The sequence below is a fragment of the Alicyclobacillus sacchari genome (genome assembly GCF_004366795.1).
Classification (GTDB): Bacteria; Bacillota; Bacilli; order Alicyclobacillales; family Alicyclobacillaceae; genus Alicyclobacillus; species Alicyclobacillus sacchari.
In genome coordinates this window covers 1-25875 of record NZ_SORF01000017.1, presented here as the reverse complement: position 1 = coordinate 25875, position 25875 = coordinate 1, and the positions used below count along the sequence as shown (strand labels likewise).

The window sequence follows — 25875 nt, the reverse complement described above, 5'->3', positions numbered from 1 at the left end:
ATTGGCGATATCGGAGTGCTGTGAAACCCGGTCGAGGGATGAGCGGGAAACGACGCGCTGGATCGTACCATCCGACTCGCTCGGCATACCCGTACTGGTGAATTTATCGAAATTCTTCTTGAAGACGCGTCTTGATTTATGTCTCTGCGTTCATCTATAATCGTTGTATACAAGTATATAAGTATACAAACGAGACACGCATCCATGAAAGCGTATTCGTAATCTGCTTGTTCTATTAGGTATTCAAGGGGGATTTCCTATGCGGAAACATGCCAAGCGCGCACTTCTGGGCGCGGCGATGGGATTAGGTTCTTCGTTTGCTCTAGTCGCTTGTACGACGATGCCGCAAGGTGTTAATACGTCCAACGGCAGTGCAGAAGTCAAGCCCGGCGGTACATCGACAGCAAGTGCAACACACGCAAACACTGCACACGAAAACGCGAGCATCAGCCCCGTTACCATCAGCCTCTCGTTGGGCCTCATCACCAGCAATCCGCAAGGTCAAAAGAAGATGGTCAACGACATGATTGCGAAATTTGAAAAGCAAAATCCCGGTATCAAAGTGACTTGGTCCACATGGGACTCCGCGTCTCAGGAAGATACCGACATTGAGACCATGACCGCGACTGGGCAAGGACCTACGATCATGGACGTCGGGCCCATTCCTACGGCCTATGCCACGCACGGCTTTCATGTACTGTCGGCAGCGGACTGGAAGGCGATTGGCGGCAAATCTCGATATTTCGCAAAACAGTTGACCATGTCAGGCCCGTCCGCAAGCCAGGAGATCGGAATCCCATGGGAGATCAATCCGTTTGCGCTCGTTTACAACAAGAAGATGTTTCAAGAAGCTGGAATCAAGTCTCCACCGACGACCTGGACACAGTTCGTCAAGGATGCTCAAAAGCTCACGAAACCGTCCAAAGACCAATGGGGCACTGGCATCGATCCTGCGGATTCGATCGACCCGTGGCACATCAACTGGGTCATGGCGAAGCAACTCGGCGGCGACTTCCTGAATTCCAACTACACCAAAGCCACCCTCAATTCAAAACCCGTACAGACAGCGCTTAGTTTCTGGTTTGACTGGGTGAACAAATTCAAGATTGCGTCTCCGAATGACTTGGATTACAAGTCGACAGACCTCGTGAGCGCGTTCCAGAATCAAAAGATTGCGATGCTGCCCATGCAAAGCTATGCGTTCGTGCCTTCGTTGAACGCGTCGGCCGTGAAGAACGATTGGGCGTATGCGCCGATGCCGACGATTCCTTACGGAATGTCAAAACTCCCAAAAGGCGGAACGCCTGTGCAAACGTTTACATCTGGCGATTTTCTGGTGATCCCGACCTACGTTCAAGGGGCTCAGTATCAAGCGGCGTTGAAGTGGATCAACTTCTTCACAAGCGTTCCACAACAACGGGAAATCTTCAATTCCATCGGCTACCTTCCGGTGAACGTCGACGCATATAAGAACTATAAGCCGCTTGAAACACCGACCATCAGCATGTTGGAACAAGCGGAAAATCACGCGTATCCCTACCCGTTTAGTGGCAACTGGGGCAATGTGGAGGTGGCGTTCGGCGGGGCAGCCAACCAGATTGCGGATGAGATTGCGACGAAGACCTACAAGAACGGAGACATCGCTTCGGCGCTGAATGCGGCGAACGAGCAAATTCAAAATACGCTCCAATAATCAGAGCGCAAATTTCATGAGGAGGGTCGATTCTATGCGTGGAGAGGGTGTCCAGGTAGACTTCGCGGAAACGACAGCCACGTCCACAGGCGCCAAGGCATCCCGCAAGCGAAGATCCGCAAATCGAATGCCGATGTGGATGCTCTTTCCCACTCTGTTTTTGCTGTTGCTCATTATCGTCGTTCCGTTCTTGATCGCGGTTTACACAAGTCTGATTGACCTGAACCAGTACACGTTGATTCACTGGGTCCGTGCTCCGTTCGTCGGACTGGGAAACTTTATCGACGCGCTCAAGCAGGGCAGTGCACTCGGCGCGTCCGCGCTGCGAAGCGTGTGGGTCAGTGTCTCGTTTTCTCTCGTGACGACCGCGATCATTACGCCGGTTGGCGTCATGGCGGCACTCATGGTCAATAAACCATTTCGAGGTCGAAAGTGGATTCGAGCGCTGTTTCTGTTGCCGTACGTACTGCCTGTGTTTGTCATCGCGCTCGTCTGGAGACTCCTGTTTCTCAACGGCACAGGGCTCATCGATCAAGTCCTGTCCTGGCTCCACATCGCCAACAAGAGTACGTACTGGCTGATTGGCCCTCACACGTTTTGGGCCATGGTCATCGCCGACGCGTGGGGGTCGTGGCCATTTATCTACCTGATGGTGCTGGCAGCGCTTCAAAGCATTTCGACAGATCAGTATGAATCCGCGTATATGGACGGCGCCGGCCCCGTCAGAAGCTTCTTTTCGATTACGGTGCCCAATATTCGCTCCATCCTTGGTTTGGCCGTCTTGCTCTCGACGCTCAACCACTTCAACAATTTCACCTTGCCGTTCATCATGTTTGGCACGCCTCCGTCACCCCAGGCGGACGTACTGCCGTTAAACGTGTACATCACGTCGTTCCAAACCTTTAATTTTGGCCTGGGTGCGGCTATGTCCATCATCACGCTGATCATCATGATGATTCCAGCCATCTTTTACATCCGAATGCTGAAAATAGGGGAGGGGGCGACACGATGACACAAAGCAAAACCTGGGTGCGGATTCGCTTTGCCGGTATCGTGATTTTGGGATTAATCATCATCATCCCATTTCTCTACATGGTCATCATGTCGCTTACGCCTGACAGCGAGGTGGGGGACGGAACGCTCTTTCCGTCACACTGGGCATGGGGCAACTATGTGACGATGTGGTCCAATATCGGCCTCGGCCAGTATCTGATGAACAGTGTGATCATTTCGGCCGCAACTGGATTTTTGGCCACCGTCATCGCATTTGGTGCGGCTTATGTGATCTCGCGTTTTAAATTTCGAGGAAGAAAGGTACTTCTCTATTCCCTCATCACCATGCAAACCGTGCCGCAAGTCATGATGCTTCTGCCGCTGTTCATCGTGATCGTCTTCATCCAACAAGCGTTTGGCATCCGGCTGGTCGGCCAATATTACACCATCGTCACCACCTATCTCACATTTGCCCTGCCATTTGCCTGTTGGCTGCTCATCTCCTATTTCGAGAACATTCCCATCGATTTGGAAGAGGCGGCCCAGGTTGATGGAGCCACCAGGCTGCAATTGCTGTTTCGCGTAGTGCTGCCGTTGATGCTGCCAGGCATGGTGGTTGCCTTTGTCTTTTCGTTCTTGCTGTCTTGGGGAGATGTGCTGTTTGCGAGCGTATTGACATCGAATACGACGAGAACTATTGGCGTTGGTTTACAGGCATTCTTGTCGGCGGGAGACGCTGGCGGCGGCGTGTATTGGGGCCAACTGATGGCTGCGAGCCTGACAAGCGGCATTCCCATTGTCGTAATCTTTTTACTGCTTCAACGCTACATCCTTGGCGGACTGACAAGCGGCGCCGTGAAGAGTTGATCAGTCATTCGTACAACGGATGATATTTGGAAGGAGACGAGAATGATGATGAACGTCGCTGTTATAGGAACTGGATCAATTTCCAGTAAACATATCGAAGGATACATGAGTTTTCCGAATCGGTGCCAGATTGTAGCGGTCTGCGATATTTATGTGGACAAAGCGGAAAAGTCGATTGAAGACTACCATGTGAATGCTTCCGCGGTTGCAGACTACAAACAGTTGTTGAACAACCCAGATATCGATTTGGTCTCCATTTGTACGCCGCCTTCGACGCATGCTGAAATCGCGATCGACTTCTTAAAAGCGGGTAAACACGTTCTCGTTGAAAAGCCTATGGCCGCGTCACTCGCGGAATGCGACGCCATGATTGCGGCAGCGAACGAAAGCGGGCGCATCTTATCGGTTATCGCCCAGAATCGGTTCCGCACCCCCTGGATGAAGTTGAAGCAGGTACTCGATGAGAACGTGGCGGGGAAGATTCTCCACGCACAGGTGGATTCGTTTTGGTGGCGCGGTCACAGCTACTACGATCTGTGGTGGAGAGGAACGTGGGAGAGCGAAGGCGGCGGCTGCACATTGAACCACGCTGTACACCACATCGACGCGTTGCAGTGGATGATGGGTATGCCTTCGGAAGTTCAGGCGGTCATGAGCAATGTGGCCCACGACAATGCGGAAGTGGAAGACATTTCGATTGCTCTGTTGCGCTTTCCTGGAGGAAGCGTCGGGCAAATCACCAGTTCTGTCGTCCATCACGGTCAACAACAGCAGTTGGTATTTCAGTGTGAACACGCCAAAGTATCGGCGCCTTGGGATCTTTATGCCTCGATTTCGCAGGAAAATGGATTTCCTGAACGCAACGAAAAACTGGAAGCGGAGATTCAGTCATTTTACGACAGTTTGCCGGACAGCCAGTACGAACACCATGTCGGTCAAATCGACGATGTACTGACGGCGCTTGAACACGGGCGCAAAGTGTTCATCGACGGCCATGAAGGCCGAAAGACGTTGGAACTCATCGTGGCGATCTATAAATCCGCAGTGACAGGTCAACGAGTGACATTGCCACTCAGCGAGACGGATCCGTTCTACACAAAGGCCGGACTGATGGCCTCGGTCCCTCACTTCTATGAAAAGACCGCGTCTGTGGAGAGATTTGAGAAGAACGTCATTACCACGACAGGGCATGAATGAACCGCCTTGCACATAAGGGAGGAAACCGCGTGTCTACTCGGGATGGTATGAACTATGCTCCACAAGGTAAACCCAATCCGGTTTGTGAGAAGGGTGAGTTTCGCTTCGCGGCGATTGGGTTGGACCACGGCCATATTTACGGCATGTGTAACGGCCTCATCGAAGCCGGCGGGGAGTTGGTTTGGGTCTACGATCCCGACGAAGCAAAAGTGAACGCCTTTCGTACAAAGTATCCTGACGTCAAAGTCGCTCGCTCGGAAGACCAGGTTCTTGACGACTCGTCGATCCATACGATCGCTGGGGCAAAAATCCCCTCCGCTCGGGCCGATTTGGGCATTCGCGTGATGAAACATGGGAAGGACTACTTCACGGACAAAGCCCCGCTGACGACACTGGAACAGTTGCAACAGGTGCGCGAAACGGTTGCACAGACGGGGCGACGATACAACGTGTACTACAGTGAAAGGTTGCACGTCGAATGCGCGGTGTTTGCCGGCCAATTGGTTCAAGACGGCGCCATTGGGCGGGTTGTGCAAGTGATTGGCATGGGACCTCACCGAATGAACCTGTCGAGCCGCCCGGACTGGTTCTTTCGACGCAGCCGCTACGGCGGGATTTTATGTGACATCGGCAGTCACCAAATTGAGCAGTTTCTCTTTTTCACAGGCGCACGGGACGCGACGCTGATCTCGAGCAAGATCGCGAACTATAACCACAAGCAGTACCCCGAATTTGAAGACTTTGGTGATGCCACTTTCATCGCGGACAACGGTGCCACGAACTATTTCAGAGTGGATTGGTTTACTCCGGACGGCTTGGGCACATGGGGTGATGGGCGAACATTCCTGCTCGGCACCAAAGGGTACATCGAGCTGAGGAAGTATATCGATGTTGGCCGCGATCCCTCCGGAAGCCATCTCTATCTCGTCAACGACGAAGGCGAATTCCATATTCCAGTCGAAGGCAAAGTCGGCTATCCCTTCTTCGGGCAACTCATTCTCGATTGCCTCAATCGGACTGAACACGCGATGACTCAGGAGCACGCGCTGAAAGCTGCGGAGCTGAGCGTGCTGGCGCAGATGAACGCCACGGTCGTCGAATCATAACAGCCTTATCTTCCTCGTATGGATCCATTCTGGCAGGGACGGTATTCCCTGCCAGAGACCCTCCTCGAAACCACAAAATATCCGGCACTAAATAGACTTTACGAATTCGAATAGTGGGTATTAACCTCAAGATAATTTCAAACCGCCGAGCGGACAGCCGAAGGTTTACAAGACGCTCTCAAGATAAAGATACAACGCCTGAAATCACCGTGAAAGGGCTGTCTGTTGACCAGAAGAATCCCACTCTTTGTACAAGTGATGGTTGCCGTATGTGCCAGCATTCTCGTGTCACTTTTGAGCAAATCTGTTGGCGTTCATCTGAAGGTACTTGGGGATGCGTTCATGCGTCTTAACATACATCTCAATTCTTCTAAAGTTTCTATTGAAAAGTGGAGAGTAGGTGGTAGAATGGTGGCATAGAACAAGTGTTCGGGTATGGATGTCATGAATCTGCTTGAGTTTCAAGAACAATTCTCTACGGTACGTGCGTGTGAGGAACGTGTGTTTGTGCTGCGTTGGCCAGATGGCTTCGTTTGCCCGAAGTGCGGTAGCACGGAATATTGCGAAGTCGCCTGCTCATCAAGGAAAGATGCGGAGGATCGTCTACCCTTATTCCAGTGCAAGAACTGCTCGAAGCAAACTTCCATCACAGTGGGAGATCTCTTTCATAAGACGAAGACCGACTTGCGCAAGCGGTTTCTGAAAGTGTACCTGGTGGCGAATGACAAGCGAGGCGTTGCTGCCACGACGATTGCTCGAAACATAGGGGTGTCGTACCCCACCGCATGGGGCATGTTGCGTAAAATGCGTAAGGCGATGGTAAATCGTAATGGGTGGTACCAATTGGAAGGTCTCGTACAAATTGACGATGCGTATGTCGGTGGAGAAAGTCACGGGGACGGAAAGCGTGGGAGGGGCTCGGATCAAGACCCGGTGATTGTTGCGGTACAGATGGAGCGTGGGAAACCGAAGTACATCACAATGGCGCTGATGCCGAATCTCACGAAGGAAACGGTGGCTCCTGTTCTATCCGAACGGCTGAAGCCCAATTGTGTCTGGGACACTGATGGAAGTATGACGCTTGTAGCCTGTGCTAAGGAGTTGGAGCCGATATACTTGCCCCAAAGTCATCCCAGACAGAAGGGATGGGTTAAGATGAAGTAGAGGTGTTTGTGATGCCGGGACGTAAGTGGACAGTGGACGAAAAGACGAACATTGTGCTCGAGGGCATGATGCCCGGTGCGAACATTAGCGAAGTATGTCGGCGGCATGGCGTGGCCCAGAGTCTGTATTACAGGTGGCGTGAAGCGTTCCTGGCTGGTGGGCGGGCTGGACTTCAGTCCGGACCCTCTACGAGGGAGCAGGAGCTGGAGAAAGAGTTGCAGGAGGGTCGGGCTAAGATCGGTGAACTTACGATGCAGGTGGATGTGTTGCGAAAAAAATCGAATTGGGGCCGGAAGTAAATAGCCGTTCTTTGGTCTGTCGGCTCGCCAAAGGAGGGTTTCCGGTCCCTGTGATTGGAAAAGCGTTAGGGCTGAATCGGACGTACTGTTACAGCCTATTGAAGCCGCCTGTGCCAAAGCCGAAGCGGCCTCCTGTGGATAAGAACGCTGTGGTCAAACAGTGGATTCGGAAACTGTGTGAAGAATTCCCCACGTACGGATACCGGCGAATCCAAGTCATGCTGCGTCGCCGATGCAACTTGCGGGTGAACCATAAACGGGTGTATCGACTGATGAAGGAAATGGGGTTTCTGGTGAAAACCTCGAAACGGGGCGCTTCACGAGCGAAACGGCGAGGGAAGATACCGGTCACCCGGTCCAACGAGCATTTCCAGTGCGACATGACGAAGGTGTGGTGTGGGAAAGACGGATGGGGATATCTGTTTGCCGTGATTGACGCTTATGACCGGGAGATTGTGGGGTACTCGTTTTCCCGGTTCTGCCGTACGGAGGACTTGCTGAATGCTGTAGATATGGCGCTGAATTATCGTTTCCCAAGCGGCGTTCAAGGTGCCGGTTTGACGCTTCGAACGGACAATGGCTGCCAGATGACGAGTCGACGGTTCATCCAAGCGATGAGGGCCTGCCAAATCAACCACGAGCGGACGGGGTACAACAACCCTGATGATGACGGATACATCGAGCGATTCTTCCGGTCGTTGAAGGAGGAGGAAGTCTGGCTGCAGGAATACAGCAGCTTTGCCGAGGCGAAAGCGGCGATTGAGTCGTACATTCACTTTTACAACACGGACCGACCACACTCCGCACTGGGTTATCGCTCGCCGTTGGAATTCAGAAATTGGAAAATGAAACGGAACGCGGCGTGAGACGGTTTTGTCTGAATTGCAAGTTTCCCATTGCTCTCTTAAAAGCCATCCCATCTGTCTTGACAAAGTCGGGTTCACTACGCCGATGTCCCATATAGTCACCAAGTCGGACGCACCTGAAGCACATGAGACATTCGAATGGATAAACAAGGTTATTAGCCTAGCGAAGCGCTTCATAGACGGTACCTACCACGAACGGATCGTGTATAAGCAATGGTATCTTGAGGAGTTCGTGTATCGGTTCAACCGCACGATATTCGGAAATCGTCTGCTAGACAGACTGTTGCTTGCCTGTGTACAGGCAGAACCACCACCCAATGTTTAGGAAGTTGCCTCGAAAGTAGGGCTCCAACCCAGTTCACTGAGGAGACTTGATGTGTATATTTTGGTTTTCGATTTTCACATTGATGGCCAACCAGCACCGCGTTATGTGTTTACAGATCCAGTGGCGATCCATGTCGCGGTCGAGCAGCGAGACGTCCCCAAGATATTGCGCGAAGTGGAGGCGGCGACACGTGATGGCTTGTACGCAGCTGGCTTTGTGACCTATGAAGCCGCGCCAGCGTTCGATCCGGCCTACCAGGTGCACGCACCTGCCAAAGGGGGACTGCCACTTGCGTGGTTCGCGGTTTTCGATCGCGCCGTTGACCCCGCGATACTGCAGCATCATCGAAGCGGTGAGTTTCAGGTGGGACAATGGCACGTACGAACGCCTCGCGAGCAGTATGAAGCTGCTGTGCGAGAGATTCATGAAGCCATTGCATCCGGTAACACGTACCAGGTGAATTATAGCGTTCGCCTACAGGCTTCGTTCGCGGGTGATGACTTCGCATTCTACGAAAAGTTGAGATGGTCCCAGCGGGCGCCATACACAGCGTACATACGAAGTGATGATTGGTCAATCTTGTCCATATCGCCCGAATTGTTTTTTGAGCGGAACGGTTCCGGTATCATGACGCGCCCCATGAAAGGAACCGTAAAACGCGGGCGTACGTTGACCGAGGACGCCGAGCTGGCTCGCTGGTTGCAGAATTCGGAGAAAAATCGCGCCGAGAATGTCATGATTGTCGATCTGCTTCGCAATGACCTCGGGCGCGTTGCTGTACCTGGTACGGTGCAGGTACCTTCGCTGTTCGACGTTGAAACATATCCAACCGTGCTACAAATGACCTCGACTATCGTGGCCCAGTTGCGAGATGATGTCGATCTCGCTGCCATCTTTGCGGCTCTCTTTCCTTGCGGGTCCATCACTGGCGCTCCCAAAATCAGCACCATGTCGCGGATCGCGCAGTTAGAAACGGACCCTCGCGGCGTGTACTGTGGGAGTGTTGGACTTTTGCTGCCGCGTGATCGTGCCATATTTAACGTCGCGATTCGGACGATTGAAATGGATCGCACAAGCGGTGCAGCCATCTACGGGGCAGGCGGTGGCATCACATGGGATTCACAAGCAGTGGACGAATACGAGGAACTACATGCCAAGGCTCAAATATTAGAGGATGCTGAGCGGGATTTTGCTCTGCTTGAGACCTTGCGACTAGACTCCGGGGAATACGCACTCTATAGTTACCATCTTCAGCGCTTGTCGGACTCCGCTCGGTATTTTCAGATTCCCGTCGATCACGCCGAGGTTGCGTCCGTATTGTCGAATTGCGTTCGGCAGCGGCCAACTGGTGCATGGCGTGTTCGGCTGCTTGTGGACAGATCGGGAAAGGTCGATGCTGAGATAGGCACTGAGCCGCTGCCGCCATGTGCCTGGAGTCCGTCCGATGCAGCGGCCAAAACGGTGATGCCGATAGCGCTCGCACCGATGCCAGTGTCCTCAGAGGAACGCTGGTTATATCACAAGACGACGCGCCGCGAGTTTTACGATGCCATTCGTTCACAATTAGGCAACGCCTTCGATGCTTTACTGTACAACGAGGCGCATGAGGTGACAGAGTTTACTTTCGCCAACCTTGTCTATGAGTTGCGAGGACGTCTGTATACACCTCCGGTTTCCTGTGGGTTATTGCCAGGCACTTTGCGCGCATGCTTGCTGCAGGAGGGACGTGTTGTGGAACGCAGTTTGCACATGTCCGAGATGAAAACCGTAGATCGACTGTGGTGGATCAACAGTGTGCGTGGATGGGTTCCGGTTCAACTCACCGGGTTAAGTACATATCAACAAACGCGGGCCACAGGTTCACGTGTTGGTGGGTAATGCTGTGTCGATGCAGCAAGCGGTTGTACACAGTGAAGTCCCGGTATTCGATCCGCCCGACTTCTAACAGTTCGCGTATCAAAGCGACATCTTCATAAAGGCGTCCGTTGGCAAACGAAAGGATGGGAAAACCACCCACCGTTTTTAACGTCGATGTCCGATATACGCGCGGTCCAAGCGGGAACCGGCATAGAGCGAGTTGCTTGGTCGTTTGTAATGGCCCACCTTTCTGTAGGCCTGTCACCCGATAAGCACCGCGGGAATCGATTCGCCAGTTGCGCATGTTTCCGTACAACATGTCGATCTCGCCGTCCAGGTTCGATAGGTGGCTGCGAATGGTGCGCACGGCGCCCGGATCTAACCAGTCATCTGCGTCGAGTTCGAGAATGAAATCCGTTTGTATCTGTTGAAGTGCGACGTTCGCAGCACGAGCCTTGCCCACGTTCTGTGGCAGGCTGACGAGCGATGCGCAACACACTCGCTCCGAAAAAGCCTGAAGAAGGGTTTGTGAACCGTCCGACGATCCATCGTCAACCAGCCAAACTTCGGCGAGATCATCAATTTGCGCTTCGATGGAAGCTAGAGCCATGGACACGTGCGGCCGCATGTTGTGGTTGACAAGCGCGATCGCGACGGTTGGCCAAACGGAGTTCCGTGAGCGGGGAGCCTGCGCCAATTGGAAACGATAGTCCTGCAGGAGTCGGTCGCAGCGAGCAGAGCTAAGGGATCGGCTCGCAAGTATACACGTTTCGTTGTTTAGCACCGATTCGGCCCAGGCGCAAAGCGCAGATACCGGATCGACCCGAAGTAGATAAGCTGCTCGTTTCCAGCACGCCAAAAGCGCGTCTCCCCGAATTGCCAGCACGCGGCTGCCCATGCCATCGTCGTGACGAATCGTCACGACTCGATGCGCTTGCGCCGCAAACCATTCAAATGTTGCTCCTTCTGCGAGCCGCTCACCAGCGCATAACAACACATACATCGTATTGTGATCAATGGTGCGCGCGAACTCTTCCAGCGACCAGGCAGCCGTGCCGAGTCTGCCAGTCACCTGTGGCAATTTTGCCGTGTTGTCCAACATGACGAGCGATATGTCTTCGCCCCGCCAGCCATGACGCAACATGGAATGCACTGTAGGTTGCCAAATTGGGATAGATGCCGACGTGAATACGATTGCACGATACATACGCTCACTCCTACTGTATAAGTCGCCGGGGGCAAGGGCCACCCGGCGACTGCGGTTTACAGAATGCGGATGAAGTCGACAGCGGACAGGGCAATGTAAGTGGTCAAAAGATTGGAGCCGTATCCGTACCCACCAGTTCCAAGCTCGACGACGGCGAGAATTTCGTTTCCAGCGAAGCTGATAACGGCTTCCATCAAGTTATTGCCCAGAGCAATTTCCACCGTTTGTCCAAGCAGTTGATTCAGCGTATTCACAAATGTAGACTGCAAGTTCATACAATCCCCTCCTCATCCAAAGCTCAGCTTAAGCCTGCTGGATAGATTGGATCCGGCTAAGCGGAATCAGCACCATACTGCCGGACGGTTCGACTAACGAAGCAAAGTCCGATTGCAGCGAGGTCAGTGTGCCAGTCAGGGTGTCAAACGGTGTCGTGATCGTGACTGGCTGGTCAAGGAACTTTTGCAGGACGCCGATCACAGTCGTCGGCCGCGACGTCGTGTTTGACAACGTGCTTGTCAGACTTGCAAGCAGGTTTTCAAGAGAGGTCAGTATGCTGTTGAGCGTGTTGGTCAAGGTCGAGGTGGCGGTTGTTAAACCGTTTTGATTCAACGTTTGTGTCACGTTGGTCAATGCTTCCTCGACCGCCTGAATCAGAACCTGCGCACGCTCAGCGGCAGTTTGGCCAGGCAAACGAAGTTGTGCCATGCCCATCATCCTTTCTTCGAGTTTGTACCAGTTGTATGGGTGTGTCCATTCATATTCCACGTATAAGTAACTATAGAGATAAAAATTGGATAACCAGTGCGTGGAGACATCCCCATTGGGGAGACGCTCCTGACTTACCAGATGTACGTCTGAGGCAAAATAGGATGTAACATCATACAAGGAATGGTAAGCAAAATACATGCTGTTTGACATGAGTTCTCTTTACGGGAGGTGGACCATGCGTATGCGCGTCCTCATGGTTTTGGATGAATGGAACCTTGGTGGCACGGAAACACACGTCTTATCGATTGCAAAGATGCTTCTGCGCCTGCATGTGAACGTTGTGGTGGCAGCTTCGGATGGTCCGTTGCTGGCGCGAGTCCGAGATCTTCATATCCCGAACGTGCGTTTGCCTAAGCCCGCTTGGTCGACGTTGACGGTGCCTGCGGACAGCTATCGGCAAGAGACCATGTCCATTTTGCGCGGTGTGATGACTCAGGAACATGTCGATCTCGTTCATGCTCACCAACTGCCGTCCGGTTTGGCGGCCTTGGCCGTTGCACAGGAACGAGGAATTCCGTTTGTGTATACCGTGCATGGCACGTATGAGGATCCAGAGCAGCTTGCACCCATCCTTTCAGGCGCTGCTGGCATCGTCGTGGTCAGTCCACCGCTTGAAGCCTTACTTCGCAGTTGGGGGTATGAACCCATCATCATCCCCAACGGAGTCGATCTGGATGAATTTCACCCGCTCGATGCAAGTGGTCTGCGGAGCACATTTGGCCTGCCTGACGACGCGTTTATCTGGTTATATACTGGGAGAATCGCTTGGGAGAAAGCGCAAATCGCCAAGACTTTCCTTCTTGCCGCTGTCGGTGTGCGCAAGATATTTCGGAACGTTCACGCGTTGGTGGTCGGCAGCGGTGCTCGCCAAGTTGAATTGGAGCGTTTTGCGGCCAAGTTTAACGCAAGGAAGCACCAGCCTTGGATTCATGTGCTGGGTGGATATGATGAAATGAATAAATTGTACTGTTTGGCGGATGCCGTGGTGGGGACAGGTCGGGTCGCGCTTGAAGCTATGGCTGCAGGCAAGCCGGTGATTGCAGCGGGATCGCACGGTTTTGTCGGCCTCATCGAGCCCGCGCGTTTTGAACTTGCCTGGAACATGTATTTTGGCGATCACGAAGCCGTTGAACCGGCTACGCGATCCGCCCTAACCCGGGCCATGAAGCAAGTGACAGCCATGCGGGGTGCTCTTCCTGTAGTTGGAAACTCGGGTCGAGAGTGGGTTGCCGAGCGTTTCGCGCTTGAGAAGACGTGTGAGCCGCTGATTGCGTTGTATGAGCGGGTGGGGGGAAACGCCACCCGCAGCTAATACTTGTACCAATGAGCGAGATCGGAAATCATCTCGTGGTAGGAGGGGACGTTCGGGCGAAAATCCGAGCGCGTATTTTGTAGCGTTCGATCGACCCTGGGTTCCGCAACAGGGATGATCTCGCGGTCGGATTGGTGCCAAGTCTGCTGAAACAAGCGCAGCAGTTCGTATTTGGAGATGGGGTGTGGCCCTGTCAAATGGACGAGCCCTGCAACTGGGCGCGTCAGCGCCCAGTCGACGGCTTTGGCGAGTTGCAGTGTGGTCACACCGTTCCAAATTGCGTTTCGATAGCCAGGAACCGCCCCATGTTGTCGCAAGAACCACGCGAGCAACCCTGTTCCGTCTCTTTTCTGCTCGGGCCCGACGATGGAGGTACGGATCGTGAGATGACGGTCGTCGATAATCTCCCCTAGTGCTTTGGTCCTTCCATACATCGTGTATCCGTCTGGCACATCGCGTTCCGTGTACATGCCTTTTGAACCGTCAAACACGCAGTCTGTGCTAATGTGAATAAGGCGACAGTTGTAGGTGTTACAGATTGTTACTAATTCATGCGGAAACAGTGAATTGATATGAATCGCTGTCGCACTGTCCCGATTCGCGACAGCCGGCAGTATTCCTATCGCATTCACGACGACGTCTGGGCGAACCGCTTCAAAAAGCGCATGTACGCGCGGGGTGTCGCGCACATCCAGACGTATCATGGGGTTGTTGGAAAGATCCGCCCACTGCGGGCGGGTGTGCCAGACAGTCCCAACGGTCTCATGAATACCGCATCTGTAGAAGTATTCATACATCACATGCCCAGCCATCCCACCCGCTCCTAGGATGAGAATCTTCACGGCAAGAAACCTCCTCGTTGCAACAGTGCACGAATACCCTCTCGAGACAACAATTGCATATTGGATTCATAGCTTGGCATCGCGAGCGGATCGAGGTGTCCATACTTGTCGAGGAGAGCGGTACTTGGTTCCATTGGCAGCACGACGAAGTAGCGGTCGTCCAGTCTCTGCGTGCGCGGAGCTTCCTGTCGTGAGACGAGTACCTCGTGTAATTTCTCCCCGGGCCGAATCCCGATTTCCTCAATGACAGGGGTCTGTTGACCGTAATACTCTGCGATCACGCATGCCAGATCGATCATCCGGCAAGATTTCATGCGCATCACAAACGTTTCCCCTCCCACTGACAGCGCCGTGGCGTGGATGAGGAGATCGATGGCGTCTTCGATGGTGAGAAAGAAACGTGTCATATCGCGTGACGTTAACGTGATGGGACGGCCAGTTTGGATCTGACGGACGAACAGTGGTACAACACTGCCGTTGCTGCCCAAAACGTTGCCGCCCCGAATGCAGACAAAACGCGTGTGGTGGTTTGCCGCGTTGGCTTGCAGCATGAGTTTCTCGCCAAGCGCTTTGGTCATGCCATACAGGTTGATAGGCTCGACAGCCTTGTCCGTCGAAACGTCGATCACCTTTTTCACACCGCATTCGATACTGGCTTGGATGACGTTTTGCGTGCCGAGAATGTTTGTCTTCATCGCCTCGCGCGGGTGACGTTCGCAGACAGGGACGTGCTTGAGCGCTGCGAGGTGGAACACGTAATCCGCACCCGCACAAACTTTGCGTACCGCATCGGGATCGCGAACATCGCCGATGAAAAATTGAAGGTGGTCCGTGTCGGCAAATGCACGTTCCATTTCGACCTGGGAAAACTCATTGCGCGAGAGAATGCGAATCGCTTGTGGGCGATAGGTCAACAGGGTGCGTGTCAGTTGCTTTCCCCACGAACCGGTACCTCCGGTGATGACCACGGTTTGACCTTCAAACATAACTAAGCCCCCCTGTCAACCACTGAACCACTTTTCTTGATACATTGGGGTCGCAATATCCTTCGGGACAAACCCAGTCGCGGGACGACCTTGTCATGTGTTCGACACACGCAGTGATGTGATTTGGGTCGTGGCCGGCGACGACATTGCTTCCGCAGAGAACGGTTTCCGGGCGTTCGGTACTGCGCCGAATGGTTACCGCCGGCACATGCAGGATGCAACATTCCTCCTGGACTGTTCCGCTGTCGGTCAGTACACACCAAGCTTGTTTCTGCAGTTGCACAAAGTCGAAGAGTCCAAGTGGGTCCAGCACGATGAAACGCGGATCGGCGAGTGGTATGTGAAAGTACTGCAGGCGGTCGCGCGTATGCGGATGCAGGCTGATTACGATCGGCACGTCGAAGCGATTGGCCACACGTTGGAGCGCATCGACGATGGCCTGCAAGCGGTCAGCGCGATCGACATTTTCCGCTCTATGCACGGTGACAACGCAGTAGCGGTGTGGCTCTAGTCCTAGCCGATCCACGATGTCACTGGCATCGATCTGTGGGCCATATGTTTGCAACACTTCATAAATCGGGTTACCGGAAATCCAGATCCGCTGTGGGGCGATGCCTTCGCGCAGCAGAGTGTCACGGCTCATGGCGGTGTATGGCAGGTTGAATGACGCGATCGCGTCGATCACACGCCGATTGATTTCCTCTGGAACCGTGCGGTCGTAGCAGCGGTTTCCGGCTTCCATGTGGTAAACCGGAATGCCAAAACGCTCAGCGATGATGGCGCACAATGCGGTATTCGTATCTCCCAGGACGAGCACAGCGTCTGGTCGGTGGGTCAGGAGGACCGTTTCAAACGCACGGAACATGTGCCCCAGTTGATTGCCAACCGTCCCTTTGTCCGCACCGAGACAGATGTCGGGTCGCCGCAGATCAAGTTGCTCAAAGAAAATATCAGACAGGAAACGCTGATGATTTTGACCGCTAAACACGAGCACATGGTCATGCGTGGCCTCATCAAGCCTTCGCACGATCAGGCTAAGTCGGATGATCTCGGGTCTCGTGCCGCATAAGGTGAGAATTTTCATGAGCTTCCCCCTTCGGAAAGAAATGTATCTCCTTTAGAGTTATGCTGGTTTGGAAGGTATGACATGGATTTCCATACCCTTCAACTGGTATTGGAACAATGGTCTACGCTACATGAGGACAACCGCCTTTTCGGTATCTTGCCAATTGGCGTACGTTGGAAGGAGACAAGGGGGGTGAACCTATGTATCAACGGATACCAGGTTTGGTGAGCGTGGTCATTCCGGTGTATAATGCTTTGCCTTATCTCGAGGATTGTCTGGACAGTCTGCTTGCGCAAACCTACCGTTCGCTGGAGATTATTGTCGTCGATGACTGCTCCACGGACGATTGCCCGGGGTGGGTGGCAACGTGGCAAGCAAGGCACGGAAAGCAATTATCCGCCAAAGCATTCGTGTACCTGCGTTTGCCGCGCAACGTCAAGCAACCTGGAAGTGCAACGTGTGGCATGTTTTTGGCACAGGGCGAGTTTATCGCGTGTCAGGCTGCAGATGACATTTCATCGCCCAACCGGATCGAACAACAGGTCGCTTATATGCGAGCAAATCCAGACGTCGACCTGGTAGGAACCAACTACGCGACATTTGTAGGGGATCCAGCAATGTCAACGCCTGTGTTTTCCGGATGGTTGCGTTTTGGCCGCGAGGAAATTCGTGAAGCCTATGCGTGCGGTATGCATTGTGTTTGTGATGGAACGGTTTTAATGCGAGGAACGGCCTTTGATGCCATCGGCGGGTGGACGAGGGCGTTCGGAGCCGCGTCGGATTTTGAATTCATCGCAAGGTATGTCACGCGCGGCGCGATCGTCGAAAACATCCCAGAGATTCTCTATTACTACCGCTTACATGACGGACAGACGACACAACGCCTGGCCCGTGGGGGAAATTGGTAAAAGGAGGGGCGTCATCATCCCGGATTCGCCTATTCGACCACTGTGTGCTACCATACTTGTTCATTGGAGACGTCCATCATTGGGGTGATAGCGTTGGTCGAAATTCAAATTGGAAACGTGGATGATGGCAAACCGGTACATAAGTGGTTGCGCTTGCTCCTGCCGGGTATGCCGCTTTCGGGAATTTATAAATGTATTCGCACAGGCCGCGTTAAGGTCAATGGTAAGCGTGCAAAACAGGAGACCGTTCTCGCCGAGGGTGATGTGGTCCATTTGTACATGGCCGAGGGCGACTTTGCGAACCTAAGCAGACCAAAGAGGCCAAAATATGCCGGGATCAGCAAGGATATCGAGGTTTTGTATGAGGATGCCGAAATTCTTGTCGTGAATAAACCTGTGGGTGTCCTCGTCCATGCTGCGGAAGGGGAATATGCCTCGACACTGCAGGCCCGCGTCGAGGCCTATGTATATGCCAAGAGACCTTCCCGTGCAGGAGAGGCATTTCACCCCGCGCCAGTGCACCGGCTCGACCGCAATACGAGCGGTCTCATCGTCTTTGCCAAGACGTCGCGTGCCGCCAGGCGGTGGTCACAAGCATTCCAAAGTGGGGATGTCATCAAGGAGTATTGGGCCCTTGTCGAAGGCGCGGTGCGGCGACCGGGATCAGTCGCAGCCGCCTTGACGCGCGAAGGCGCGGTCACCCGTGTCGATGACGACGGTGGGAAACGCAGTGCGACCCATTACGAGCCACTTGCACAGAGCAGTGGCACAACATTGTTGCGAGTGCGACTCGAAACCGGGCGTACCCACCAAATTCGAGCGCACCTGGCGCATATTGGTCATCCGCTTGTTGGAGACATCAAGTACGGTGCACGCCCGATGCGTGGTGAGTCATTCTTCTTACATGCCGCACATTTGCAGTTGCCCAACCAACTTGACCTATTTGCGCCCATCCCGCCTCGTTTCGAGCGCAAGCTGGAGGGTTTGGGGTACGACGTGACGCGTTTGCGGACACATTAACGCATCATCAACTGCGGTGTTTGGAGATGGCCTCCGGCACCGGGACAGGACGGCGGGTTTGTGGATCCACGGTCACGATGACAAATTGGGCTTCACTTACGAGATAGCCGTTTGTACCTGTGATGCGCTGCCGCATGCGGAAGCTGGTTCGTCCCACTTCGCTCAACCACGTGGTGATCAAGAGCTGCTCATTCTGGTGCGCGGGTTGTCGATAATCGATCTCGGCTCGCGCCACCACGGTGATGACGCCCATATGGTAAAGCGTTTCATACGGCAGCTGATGCTGCTCGTACCAGTCTTCTCGTCCCCACTCGTAGTACTCTACATACTTCGCGTTATTGACATGACCATTGACATCGATTTCAGTGCATCGAACTGTGGTGGTGATTTGTGTAATACCCATGTGCAACGAACCCCATTCAACCAGATCGTCAGCATACATTGCAACGGGCTGGGAGAGTGTAAGCATATCAGACGCCGACAAGGAGTGGTCAGATTGCTTCACCTCCATTCTATCATGCGTGCCCACACAGGAATATGGCGATCGCTGTTGATGGGCGTGGCGCTGGCAAGCAGTTGGCCGGCTACGGCATCGGCGGCTGAGCCTAGCCACCCACAGTCATCGTTGTATCCCTTGTACAAGTTGTACGGTGCCCAATACGATGTCGATTGGGCCGTACTCGCGGCCATTGATCGGTATGCCGAGTTGACCAAGACAAAGGCTTCTAAACAGGACGCGCCATACTACGGTTTTTCATTTTATCCCGCGGCTTGGGCTGGCATTGCGAATCCTAATGCGGATGATATATTCGCGCCAGAAATTCAATTGTTCGGTGGTTTGGGGCAAGACGCAAATGGAGACATGCTGGCTCTGCCATTCGATCCGGCGGATCGAATTAAATCCTTGGCTCACTGGCTGGATATGGAGTCGGGTGAGGACGAAGAGATCGCCATCTGGAACTTATTTCAGGATCCTGTTGCCATGGACCGGATCGACGGTTTTGCGCGACTGTTTCGCGCCTTCGGGTTGAGCCCTTCTGGATCCTGCTTTCCCATTGACAAACGGTATAATTATACCGTTAAGCATACGTTTGGAGCAGGGCGAAGCTATGGCGGCCGCCGCATGCACGAGGGCGTTGACATCTTTGCCAGCTATGGAACACCTGTGCTGGCTTGCAGTTACGGCTATGTCGAACTCATGGGTTGGAATCGTTTTGGAGGCTGGCGGATCGGAATTCGCGACGCCAATAACATGTACTACTACTATGCGCATCTCTCTTCGTTCCAGAAAGGGCTGCATCAAGGCGACCTCGTGCGCCCAGGCCAAGTAATTGGCTATGTCGGAAGCAGCGGTTATGGCCCGCCTGGGACGTCAGGGAAGTTCCCACCTCATCTGCATTTTGGCATATATAAGGACACCGGTCAGCACGAATGGGCGTTCAGTCCGTCGGGATATTTGAGTCAGTGGGAGCGGCAAAAGCAGCGCGTGACGCGCGAAACAGTCCGCGAAACAGTCTTAGAACGCAAAAGTTGAACCATGATGTCGTTTCCGTTCGACAGCAGTCCCGAATTTTCGCTGAATGTGGTATTGTATTCGATGGACAGTCGAATGGAGAGCACGACTTGACAGATGGAACGGGTACAGCGTGAGCTCGCGCCAGATCGAGTCGCCCCTGTACCCGTTTTCTTTACGTCGATAAGCTCCTACCTTGGGGTGACAGAGGAAAGAACCCAAGACTGCACGATTGTCGAAAGCCGTAATAGCCGATCTCGCCCTACGTCTGGCGGTCAAAGGTGTACCCATCGGTGCGTGGTATCTTTCCATACATGGAAGCAGAACTTTTGAGCGTACAGGGCCGTCTATTTGAACGTGTCTGGGAGCGCCTGCGTGAAAATGTGCCTGTACTGCGCAGAAGTTTCTGTGGGAGATCGTGAGATTCTCTATGGTTCGTCGCACCTGGGGGTTAGATGTCGAACGAGACAGAATGGGCGAAGTAGGCTCCGGTTCCAGCGGGTGCTGGACGACAGTGGACAACCTATGTTGAGGTGGGAGTTGAAGTTCATGTTAGACCAGGTCTACCTGGCATCGGAAGATGGACCGTCTTCCCAACCGTTTGGTGCGCGGATTGCCAAATGGTGTACATACTTGCTCGTCGCGTTTCCAATTGTCGATTACACTTTGCGGCTCTCTTTTATTCATCCAATTGGATCAATTTGGGACAAAGTGGTGCTTTTGCTGCTGGCCGTCGTGGCGTTCAACCGAGTATTGCGCGGACACCGCCCACCGGCATTCGGGTGGTCCAAATATGCAGGGTGGTACATTCTGTACCTGGTCGCCTTGTTTTTTGCAGGGCTTGGGAGTCCTGGTGTCGCTTTTGACGGCTTTCGAGCTGATATTTACTATATGTTGTTTGGATTACTCATGCCCTTTGTGATCGAGCCGCGGGATGCGAAGAAATATCTATACGCCGCCGCAACCGTGGCAATATTGATTGGCGTCCATGGTGTGGTTCAGTATCTGCTTGCTCCACCGATTCCTCCAGGTTGGGTCGATGTTGGCGAACATGTTCGCACGCGTGTGTTTTCGGTTCTCAAATCTCCCAACGAACTCGGTGCGTATATGGAGATGATGACTCCAATTGTATTCGGACTTTGTCTTGGTGAGCGAAATCGGGCGCGGCGGATTGTGTATGCCCTGGGTGGCATCTGCTGCCTGCTCACGCTGTTGTTGACGTACACGCGTGGCGCCTGGATGGGACTTGGCATCGCGCTGGTCTTGGTGGCGATTGCGTACGAACGCCGGCTGCTCATCGTGATCGTCGTACTGGGTGTCATCGGATTCTTTCTACCGCCGATTCATCATCGCATCATGGATTTGTTTTCGCCTGTGTACTACATTAAGTCTTCGCAAGGTGGCCGCTTGATTCGCTGGCAAACGGCGTTTGATCAAATGGCAGGAAATCCTTTGTTTGGTGTGGGTCTCGGTCGCTACGGCGGCGCTGTCGCCTCCGATCACGGCTTTTCGATTTACTCCGATAATTACTATGCGAAGATTCTCGGTGAATCAGGGCTGGTAGGATTGGTGTTGTTCTTGGCGATGCATGTTCGCATTGTTGTCGAGATCATCAATCAAACAGTACGCAAGGCCACTGCGCGGGACCGCTATCTTGCACTTGGCGGACTTATCGGCGTAACGGCCTTGTTGGTTCATGATGTAGTGGAAAACGTGTTTGAGTATGCCCCGAATTTCTTGAATTACTTCCTCATGCTGAGTTTGCTCCTCTTATGGGGCCGCACCCTAGAACGACAGGAGGAGAAGCATGAATAAATCGAAGTCGCTTCCTGGGATTATCGTCCGTTGGATTTGGTTTGTCTTCTGGGCACTGTTTGTGAATGCTATCTATGTATGGGTGTTACGGCCGTTAGTGGATGACCTTGCCCTGTACGGTGTACTTCTGGTCGCCGCCATCGGTGTCGTGTGGCTCACAACCATTGATAGGACGTTACGTCGGTCGTGGGTATCGTACACGCTCTTTGTCCTAATGCTGGCACAGGGGTTTGCAACACTTTCATTTGGCAGTACAGCAAAGTTGATCGCAGTCACCGTTGTCATGGTCCTTGGCTTGTGGATCATGGCCATTTGGTTCGGTCGAACACGACCTTGGGCGTCGTTGCTGGGCGGGATCGCGGTGATTCTGTCTCAATTGTGGTTGCCGCTCAACGACTGGGCGTTTTTACCGCATTTCCGGGTGCTCGATGATTCGCACGTCAATTTGCAGGCTCAAAATTCGCCGGAAGCTCCCATGGCTATCGTTCCGACAAATGGGAGTGATGCAATCATCACCATCGATGGCTACGTGCCATCGTCGACCGAACTCGAGCAGATGGCTCTGTCGGCGACCGATTCACCCGATGCTCTCTTCAACGTTTTGCAGACGGCGGACGGTGAGTATCAAATCATCGAGCTTAAGGACGTAAACGGAAAGCTTAAAAAGGTCAATCCGACGCCTGCCGAATTGGCGGAGGTCAATCCGATGGATCTTGTTCGCGCCTTCTTTCCATACGAAAAGGCGAACTGGTATGTCAGTAATGGACGCATTTACGAGTATTTGACCCCATATTTGACGGATTCCGAAGCCGTGCAGGCAGCGCTTGACCCGGCGGCTTATCCCGCTTCATTCCAGGCCATTGCGAATCAAGCGGCTGCCGCGGAAACGACAAATTGGGACGACTGCCTCGCTCAATTGGGCGTTGCGCCGCATCGCTCGGGTGTGTATGTGCAGAATGATCAATTGTTAGGCACCGATGCTGGACATGCCATTTCAATCCCAGTCAAGGCTAGTAGTGTCGTGGGGATTGGTCATTTTACCAGCAGTCGCTCCGATCAAGTCTTGCTGGTTGGCAACAACGCTCTGCATATCGTCGACTTGCAAACGGGGAGCGTTGTTGCGACGTATCGAGGCACCGTAGACAGTCCCGTGCCGAACGACATTGAAATTGGTCCGATTACCAAGGGCGGTCGGGATGCGGTTTTTGTGAACGCCTCCCCGGCGTACATCTTAACGGTGGGAGCAAATGGACAGTGGCAACGCGTATACACCGCGACCAGCCCGACATTCCGATTTGAAACGGTGTTGTCAGATGGACAAGGAGCTCCGGAGATTGTCACAAACGACCCGTCGATGATACGCAACTCGCCAATTCGTTACTTTTCAGCGTACCGTTTCATTCCGGGAGCGAATGGGCACGGGCAGCTTGTTCGCGACTGGCGTGTGTTCCGCACGAACGTCGTCAATGTGACGCCGCTTCGCTTGTCGGCATCAGCTCCCAATGCGCTTGCGCTTGATATTTACGGAACGGGTGACTACTTGGTTATCGCCCGCTCACACTGGCCTCTTTTACAGTTGTCGTGTGTCGCCTTGGCGCTGATATTTATAGGCGGATGGTTGTACAGACCTTCGCGTCGTAAAGAGGGGGAACGCCGATGAAAGGCAGGTTGGCAACGCTCGCTGGTACTGTTGTTTTTTGTGCCTCCCTTCTGGCCGGTTGTGCACCCGGCGTTCAAAAGGCGTCAATTGCTTCCGGAACGGCGACAACCATCGTGAAACCTTCGGTCTCTTGGACACCGCTTGTAGCAGCGCTGCAGAAGAGTGAACAAGCGCAGGAGTATAAACTGCTTACGACAGTAACCATACAGAACGCGAACTTGAAGACCAGTTTCACGGAGTATGGAACCCTTCAAATGCCCAACATGGCTAATATTCAGGTGCATGAAAACAACTTCAATATCGGGCTATATCAACAAGGGCAGGTTGCATATCAACAGGACGGGACTGTGTGGTCGAAAACGGAACCTGTCGCGAATCTAGATGCTTACCAAGGTTATGGTGACATTATCCGTACGGCAATCCGGGATCGCCTTCAACTGGCGCAAATGGACAGAACCTATGTGGTGGATGAGTATTGTGATGTCTACCGCGTGATCGTTCCCAACGGCATTGCTGGTTTGCCAGGATTTCTCCAGCAAGCGCCAGGATCGTCGATCACCTCCATCGCTAGTCATAGCAGCCCAGTTGAGTATATCTTCTATGTGGGTGAATCGAGCGGGTACATTCGGCAGATTCAAACACAGTCGGTGAATGTTGTCGATGCTGTTGGTTCCTTGTCGATCCAGACGTCCACTATATTTTCGGATATCGACAACCCGCAATTGGCGCAGGTCCAAATTCCTTCTTCACTGGTTGGTCAATTGGAACATGGGGTTGAATAGTTGCCAAATTCGGTGATGTGGCGTACAATAGTTTCATGACCTATCGCTGAGTTCCGTTTTTGGGAAGCGGAGGACCCATGTATGTGGGGTGAATCGGGGCCGAAGGCCTCGTAGGGTTTCCTACACCCGAACCCGTCAGCTAACTCCGTAAGCGTTGTAGGAAGATCAAGCGTGATCCAAAAGGAACTTGGCTGAGGATCAAATTCAGTCAAGGAGCTGGTCGAGATGGTCGTGAAGCCAGAATTGCCACAGTATGTCCGGGATATGGAGATTCAGCTTGCGTTGAAACATTTGGGACGCAAGGAGGATAGAGTCCGTATCGGCCGGACTGGGCAAGCTGAAAAGCAAACCCTACGTTGACGTGTGATACGCATAGCGCCGCGGGTGTGACCCGCGGCGCTTTTCATGTAGCGCCTTTGCCGTTTGTGATAGAAGGTGAGAAAGCGCGCACTAGTTCCGCAGTGAAAGGGTTAGCAGGGCATCGGGCCGATATACTCAGATTGAGGTCGGATCAAGCGATTGTTCTCCGCCTGTTCCAGGATGTGCGCCGTCCACCCTACGCACCGGCTCGCCGAAAACGATGCGGTGAACAATGTATTAGGTATGCCTACCGCCCCTAGGATCGCGGCGGCCCAGTACTCCACGTTCGTGTAGAGGTGGCGGCCTGGCTTATATTCTTCGAGTAGACGGATCGCTAGGTCCTCTACTTGGACGGCGAGGTCAAACGAGGGATCTCCGAATTGAAGAGACTCCACCACCGATCGCAAGGCGACCGCACGCGGATCTCGTGTCTTGTAGACACGATGCCCGAATCCCATCAATCTCCGACCCGCCTCAAGCTCCCGCCGAAGCCACGGTTCTGCATGCTCGGTGGCCCCGATCTGCTCCAACATAACCCTGACTTCCAAAGGCGCCCCGCCGTGCAGGGGACCCTTCATTGCACCTAGTGCAGCGCACAATGCCGACGCCATGTCAGATCGAGTAGAGGTAACGACGCGCGCTGCAAAGGTTGAAGCATTTAAACCGTGCTCCATGGTGATCACCATGTACGCTTCGAGAGCACGGGCAATCGCTGGATCAGGCCGCTTCCCGGTTAGCATGTAGAGATAGTTGGCCACATGCGACAACTCGGGATCCGGTTCGATGGGCGCACGCCCAGACTGTAGTGCCCATCGGTATGCGATAACAGTGGGCAACATTGCAGTGAACATCATGGCATCTTCCACCGTCGGCGGCCATTCCTGACTCGGCCTGCAGGCTGAGACGGCGGTCCGGAGCACGCTCATCATATCCTGGTCGGGATCGAGCTTCTCGAGGACACGTCGCACGGATTCTGGCAGAACACGGCACGAAATCAAATGCAATCTGGTCTTCTCGAGTTGCTGGTGTGATGGAAGAGCGCCGTGCCAGAGCAGATAGGCTACCTCCTCAAACGTTTGTGATTCTGCTAATTCTCCTGCGAAATAGCCGCGGTTGTTAACGCCGGACTATAATTGACCCAGGTTCGCCGGAATGAAAATGACCCACCTCAGTTGAATATCTCTCTTCAGACCTAGCCGGGTTCAGAAGGGAGAGTATCCATGCTGAAAGGTGGATCACTAATGAGCGTACAAGATTTGTTGACGCAGG

The 25875-nt window shown here is 53.4% G+C and carries 25 protein-coding genes, 1 pseudogene and 1 riboswitch; of the genes and pseudogenes, 18 read left to right on the top strand and 8 right to left on the bottom strand.

The genetic code is table 11. The features are described 5' to 3' along the window. Positions 1-259 precede the first annotated feature (259 nt). The 10 genes from C7445_RS12910 (at position 260) to pabB (ending at position 10388) form a co-directional block, all read left to right on the top strand. Positions 260-1693: an ABC transporter substrate-binding protein gene (locus tag C7445_RS12910; protein WP_134160957.1), complete on the top strand. Its 1434-nt coding sequence runs from the start codon at positions 260-262 to the stop codon at positions 1691-1693. 34 nt (positions 1694-1727) lie between these two features. Continuing rightward, the gene (locus tag C7445_RS12905; RefSeq protein ID WP_134160955.1) at positions 1728-2705 is read left to right on the top strand and encodes a carbohydrate ABC transporter permease; all 978 of its coding nucleotides are present in this window, start codon (positions 1728-1730) and stop codon (positions 2703-2705) included. Beyond that, positions 2702-3553: a carbohydrate ABC transporter permease gene (locus C7445_RS12900; protein ID WP_134160953.1), complete on the top strand. Its 852-nt coding sequence runs from the start codon at positions 2702-2704 to the stop codon at positions 3551-3553. Before C7445_RS12905 ends, C7445_RS12900 begins: the two co-directional genes overlap by 4 nt. 45 nt (positions 3554-3598) lie before the next feature. Continuing rightward, positions 3599-4750, top strand: a complete 1152-nt coding sequence (locus C7445_RS12895; RefSeq protein ID WP_134160951.1) for a Gfo/Idh/MocA family protein — start codon at positions 3599-3601, stop codon at positions 4748-4750. A gap of 29 nt (positions 4751-4779) precedes the next feature. Continuing rightward, positions 4780-5856 (top strand): Gfo/Idh/MocA family protein, encoded by a 1077-nt coding sequence (locus C7445_RS12890; RefSeq protein ID WP_134160949.1) that lies wholly within the window; start codon positions 4780-4782, stop codon positions 5854-5856. 435 nt (positions 5857-6291) lie between these two features. After that, positions 6292-7020 carry an IS1595 family transposase gene (locus C7445_RS12885; RefSeq protein ID WP_134160947.1) on the top strand — a complete coding sequence of 243 codons (729 nt, stop codon included), beginning with the start codon at positions 6292-6294 and terminating at the stop codon, positions 7018-7020. Between the two features lie 11 nt (positions 7021-7031). Next, complete coding sequence (locus C7445_RS12880; RefSeq protein WP_134160945.1) at positions 7032-7319, top strand: transposase; 288 nt, start codon at positions 7032-7034, stop codon at positions 7317-7319. Further along, the gene (locus C7445_RS12875; protein ID WP_341770558.1) at positions 7304-8185 is read left to right on the top strand and encodes an IS3 family transposase; all 882 of its coding nucleotides are present in this window, start codon (positions 7304-7306) and stop codon (positions 8183-8185) included. Before C7445_RS12880 ends, C7445_RS12875 begins: the two co-directional genes overlap by 16 nt. Positions 8186-8270: 85 nt before the next feature. After that, the gene (locus C7445_RS15025; protein ID WP_134160942.1) at positions 8271-8510 is read left to right on the top strand and encodes a transposase; all 240 of its coding nucleotides are present in this window, start codon (positions 8271-8273) and stop codon (positions 8508-8510) included. A gap of 51 nt (positions 8511-8561) precedes the next feature. After that, positions 8562-10388 (top strand): aminodeoxychorismate synthase component I, encoded by a 1827-nt coding sequence (gene pabB / locus C7445_RS12865; RefSeq protein WP_134160940.1) that lies wholly within the window; start codon positions 8562-8564, stop codon positions 10386-10388. Here the strand turns inward: pabB and C7445_RS12860 are convergent. From C7445_RS12860 to C7445_RS12850, 3 genes are read right to left on the bottom strand one after another with little or no spacing between them, the layout of a single operon-like run. Then, positions 10330-11574, bottom strand: a complete 1245-nt coding sequence (locus C7445_RS12860; protein WP_134160938.1) for a glycosyltransferase family 2 protein — start codon at positions 11572-11574, stop codon at positions 10330-10332. The genes pabB and C7445_RS12860 overlap by 59 nt on opposite strands. Before the next feature lie 56 nt (positions 11575-11630). Next, a complete protein-coding gene (locus C7445_RS12855; protein WP_134160936.1) occupies positions 11631-11849 on the bottom strand; it encodes a hypothetical protein in 219 nt (72 codons plus the stop codon). A gap of 28 nt (positions 11850-11877) precedes the next feature. Then, positions 11878-12279: a hypothetical protein gene (locus tag C7445_RS12850; protein ID WP_134160934.1), complete on the bottom strand. Its 402-nt coding sequence runs from the start codon at positions 12277-12279 to the stop codon at positions 11878-11880. 238 nt (positions 12280-12517) lie between these two features. Here C7445_RS12850 and C7445_RS12845 point away from each other — a divergent pair, with 238 nt between their 5' ends. Beyond that, the gene (locus C7445_RS12845) at positions 12518-13654 is read left to right on the top strand and encodes a glycosyltransferase (RefSeq protein ID WP_166669143.1); all 1137 of its coding nucleotides are present in this window, start codon (positions 12518-12520) and stop codon (positions 13652-13654) included. On the opposite strand, the gene C7445_RS12840 is transcribed toward C7445_RS12845, so the two are convergent. From C7445_RS12840 to wecB, 3 genes are read right to left on the bottom strand one after another with little or no spacing between them, the layout of a single operon-like run. Continuing rightward, positions 13651-14496 (bottom strand): dTDP-4-dehydrorhamnose reductase family protein, encoded by an 846-nt coding sequence (locus C7445_RS12840; RefSeq protein ID WP_134160930.1) that lies wholly within the window; start codon positions 14494-14496, stop codon positions 13651-13653. The genes C7445_RS12845 and C7445_RS12840 overlap by 4 nt on opposite strands. After that, the gene (locus C7445_RS12835) at positions 14493-15482 is read right to left on the bottom strand and encodes a polysaccharide biosynthesis protein (RefSeq protein ID WP_134160928.1); all 990 of its coding nucleotides are present in this window, start codon (positions 15480-15482) and stop codon (positions 14493-14495) included. The genes C7445_RS12840 and C7445_RS12835 overlap by 4 nt, the downstream gene beginning before the upstream one ends. After that, complete coding sequence (gene wecB, locus C7445_RS12830) at positions 15475-16566, bottom strand: non-hydrolyzing UDP-N-acetylglucosamine 2-epimerase (RefSeq protein WP_134160926.1); 1092 nt, start codon at positions 16564-16566, stop codon at positions 15475-15477. The genes C7445_RS12835 and wecB overlap by 8 nt, the downstream gene beginning before the upstream one ends. A 182-nt stretch (positions 16567-16748) precedes the next feature. Between wecB and C7445_RS12825 the strand changes: the two genes are divergently transcribed. Both C7445_RS12825 and C7445_RS12820 read left to right on the top strand, forming a co-directional pair. Beyond that, positions 16749-17456 carry a glycosyltransferase family 2 protein gene (locus C7445_RS12825; protein ID WP_134160924.1) on the top strand — a complete coding sequence of 236 codons (708 nt, stop codon included), beginning with the start codon at positions 16749-16751 and terminating at the stop codon, positions 17454-17456. Between the two features lie 93 nt (positions 17457-17549). Continuing rightward, a complete protein-coding gene (locus tag C7445_RS12820; protein WP_134160922.1) occupies positions 17550-18476 on the top strand; it encodes an RluA family pseudouridine synthase in 927 nt (308 codons plus the stop codon). A gap of 7 nt (positions 18477-18483) precedes the next feature. On the opposite strand, the gene C7445_RS12815 is transcribed toward C7445_RS12820, so the two are convergent. Then, complete coding sequence (locus tag C7445_RS12815; RefSeq protein ID WP_134160920.1) at positions 18484-18879, bottom strand: acyl-CoA thioesterase; 396 nt, start codon at positions 18877-18879, stop codon at positions 18484-18486. Positions 18880-18963: 84 nt separating this feature from the next. Between C7445_RS12815 and C7445_RS12810 the strand changes: the two genes are divergently transcribed. From C7445_RS12810 to C7445_RS14915, 5 genes are all read left to right on the top strand, one after another. Next, complete coding sequence (locus C7445_RS12810) at positions 18964-20010, top strand: M23 family metallopeptidase (RefSeq protein WP_134160918.1); 1047 nt, start codon at positions 18964-18966, stop codon at positions 20008-20010. Positions 20011-20538: 528 nt separating this feature from the next. Continuing rightward, on the top strand, positions 20539-21804 hold the full coding sequence (locus C7445_RS12805) for an O-antigen ligase family protein (protein WP_134160916.1): 1266 nt from the start codon (positions 20539-20541) through the stop codon (positions 21802-21804). Continuing rightward, the gene (locus C7445_RS12800; RefSeq protein WP_134160914.1) at positions 21797-23464 is read left to right on the top strand and encodes a hypothetical protein; all 1668 of its coding nucleotides are present in this window, start codon (positions 21797-21799) and stop codon (positions 23462-23464) included. Before C7445_RS12805 ends, C7445_RS12800 begins: the two co-directional genes overlap by 8 nt. Then, complete coding sequence (locus tag C7445_RS12795; RefSeq protein ID WP_134160912.1) at positions 23461-24246, top strand: hypothetical protein; 786 nt, start codon at positions 23461-23463, stop codon at positions 24244-24246. The genes C7445_RS12800 and C7445_RS12795 overlap by 4 nt, the downstream gene beginning before the upstream one ends. A 34-nt stretch (positions 24247-24280) precedes the next feature. Then, a riboswitch (cyclic di-AMP (ydaO/yuaA leader) is annotated at positions 24281-24415 on the top strand. 56 nt (positions 24416-24471) lie between these two features. Then, a complete protein-coding gene (locus tag C7445_RS14915; RefSeq protein ID WP_279586221.1) occupies positions 24472-24606 on the top strand; it encodes a hypothetical protein in 135 nt (44 codons plus the stop codon). A gap of 110 nt (positions 24607-24716) precedes the next feature. On the opposite strand, the pseudogene C7445_RS12790 reads toward C7445_RS14915, so the two are convergent. Beyond that, positions 24717-25706, bottom strand: a pseudogene (locus C7445_RS12790) (citrate/2-methylcitrate synthase); the annotation flags it as partial. Between the last annotated feature and the right edge of the window lie 169 nt (positions 25707-25875).

Excerpts from the sequence above, each read along its gene's own strand:
- C7445_RS12910 (WP_134160957.1), top strand. The coding sequence starts at position 260 with ATGCGGAAACATGCCAAGCGCGCACTTCTGGGCGCGGCGATGGGATTA.
- C7445_RS12905 (WP_134160955.1), top strand. The coding sequence starts at position 1,728 with ATGCGTGGAGAGGGTGTCCAGGTAGACTTCGCGGAAACGACAGCCACG.
- C7445_RS12900 (WP_134160953.1), top strand. The coding sequence starts at position 2,702 with ATGACACAAAGCAAAACCTGGGTGCGGATTCGCTTTGCCGGTATCGTG.
- C7445_RS12895 (WP_134160951.1), top strand. The coding sequence starts at position 3,599 with ATGATGAACGTCGCTGTTATAGGAACTGGATCAATTTCCAGTAAACAT.
- C7445_RS12885 (WP_134160947.1), top strand. The coding sequence starts at position 6,292 with ATGGATGTCATGAATCTGCTTGAGTTTCAAGAACAATTCTCTACGGTA.
- C7445_RS12880 (WP_134160945.1), top strand. The coding sequence starts at position 7,032 with ATGCCGGGACGTAAGTGGACAGTGGACGAAAAGACGAACATTGTGCTC.
- C7445_RS15025 (WP_134160942.1), top strand. The coding sequence starts at position 8,271 with ATGTCCCATATAGTCACCAAGTCGGACGCACCTGAAGCACATGAGACA.
- C7445_RS12860 (WP_134160938.1), bottom strand. The coding sequence starts at position 11,574 with ATGTATCGTGCAATCGTATTCACGTCGGCATCTATCCCAATTTGGCAA.
- C7445_RS12855 (WP_134160936.1), bottom strand. The coding sequence starts at position 11,849 with ATGAACTTGCAGTCTACATTTGTGAATACGCTGAATCAACTGCTTGGA.
- C7445_RS12850 (WP_134160934.1), bottom strand. The coding sequence starts at position 12,279 with ATGGCACAACTTCGTTTGCCTGGCCAAACTGCCGCTGAGCGTGCGCAG.
- C7445_RS12845 (WP_166669143.1), top strand. The coding sequence starts at position 12,518 with ATGCGTATGCGCGTCCTCATGGTTTTGGATGAATGGAACCTTGGTGGC.
- C7445_RS12835 (WP_134160928.1), bottom strand. The coding sequence starts at position 15,482 with ATGTTTGAAGGTCAAACCGTGGTCATCACCGGAGGTACCGGTTCGTGG.
- wecB (WP_134160926.1), bottom strand. The coding sequence starts at position 16,566 with ATGAAAATTCTCACCTTATGCGGCACGAGACCCGAGATCATCCGACTT.
- C7445_RS12825 (WP_134160924.1), top strand. The coding sequence starts at position 16,749 with ATGTATCAACGGATACCAGGTTTGGTGAGCGTGGTCATTCCGGTGTAT.
- C7445_RS12815 (WP_134160920.1), bottom strand. The coding sequence starts at position 18,879 with ATGGGTATTACACAAATCACCACCACAGTTCGATGCACTGAAATCGAT.
- C7445_RS12805 (WP_134160916.1), top strand. The coding sequence starts at position 20,539 with ATGTTAGACCAGGTCTACCTGGCATCGGAAGATGGACCGTCTTCCCAA.
- C7445_RS12800 (WP_134160914.1), top strand. The coding sequence starts at position 21,797 with ATGAATAAATCGAAGTCGCTTCCTGGGATTATCGTCCGTTGGATTTGG.
- C7445_RS12795 (WP_134160912.1), top strand. The coding sequence starts at position 23,461 with ATGAAAGGCAGGTTGGCAACGCTCGCTGGTACTGTTGTTTTTTGTGCC.
- C7445_RS14915 (WP_279586221.1), top strand. The coding sequence starts at position 24,472 with ATGGTCGTGAAGCCAGAATTGCCACAGTATGTCCGGGATATGGAGATT.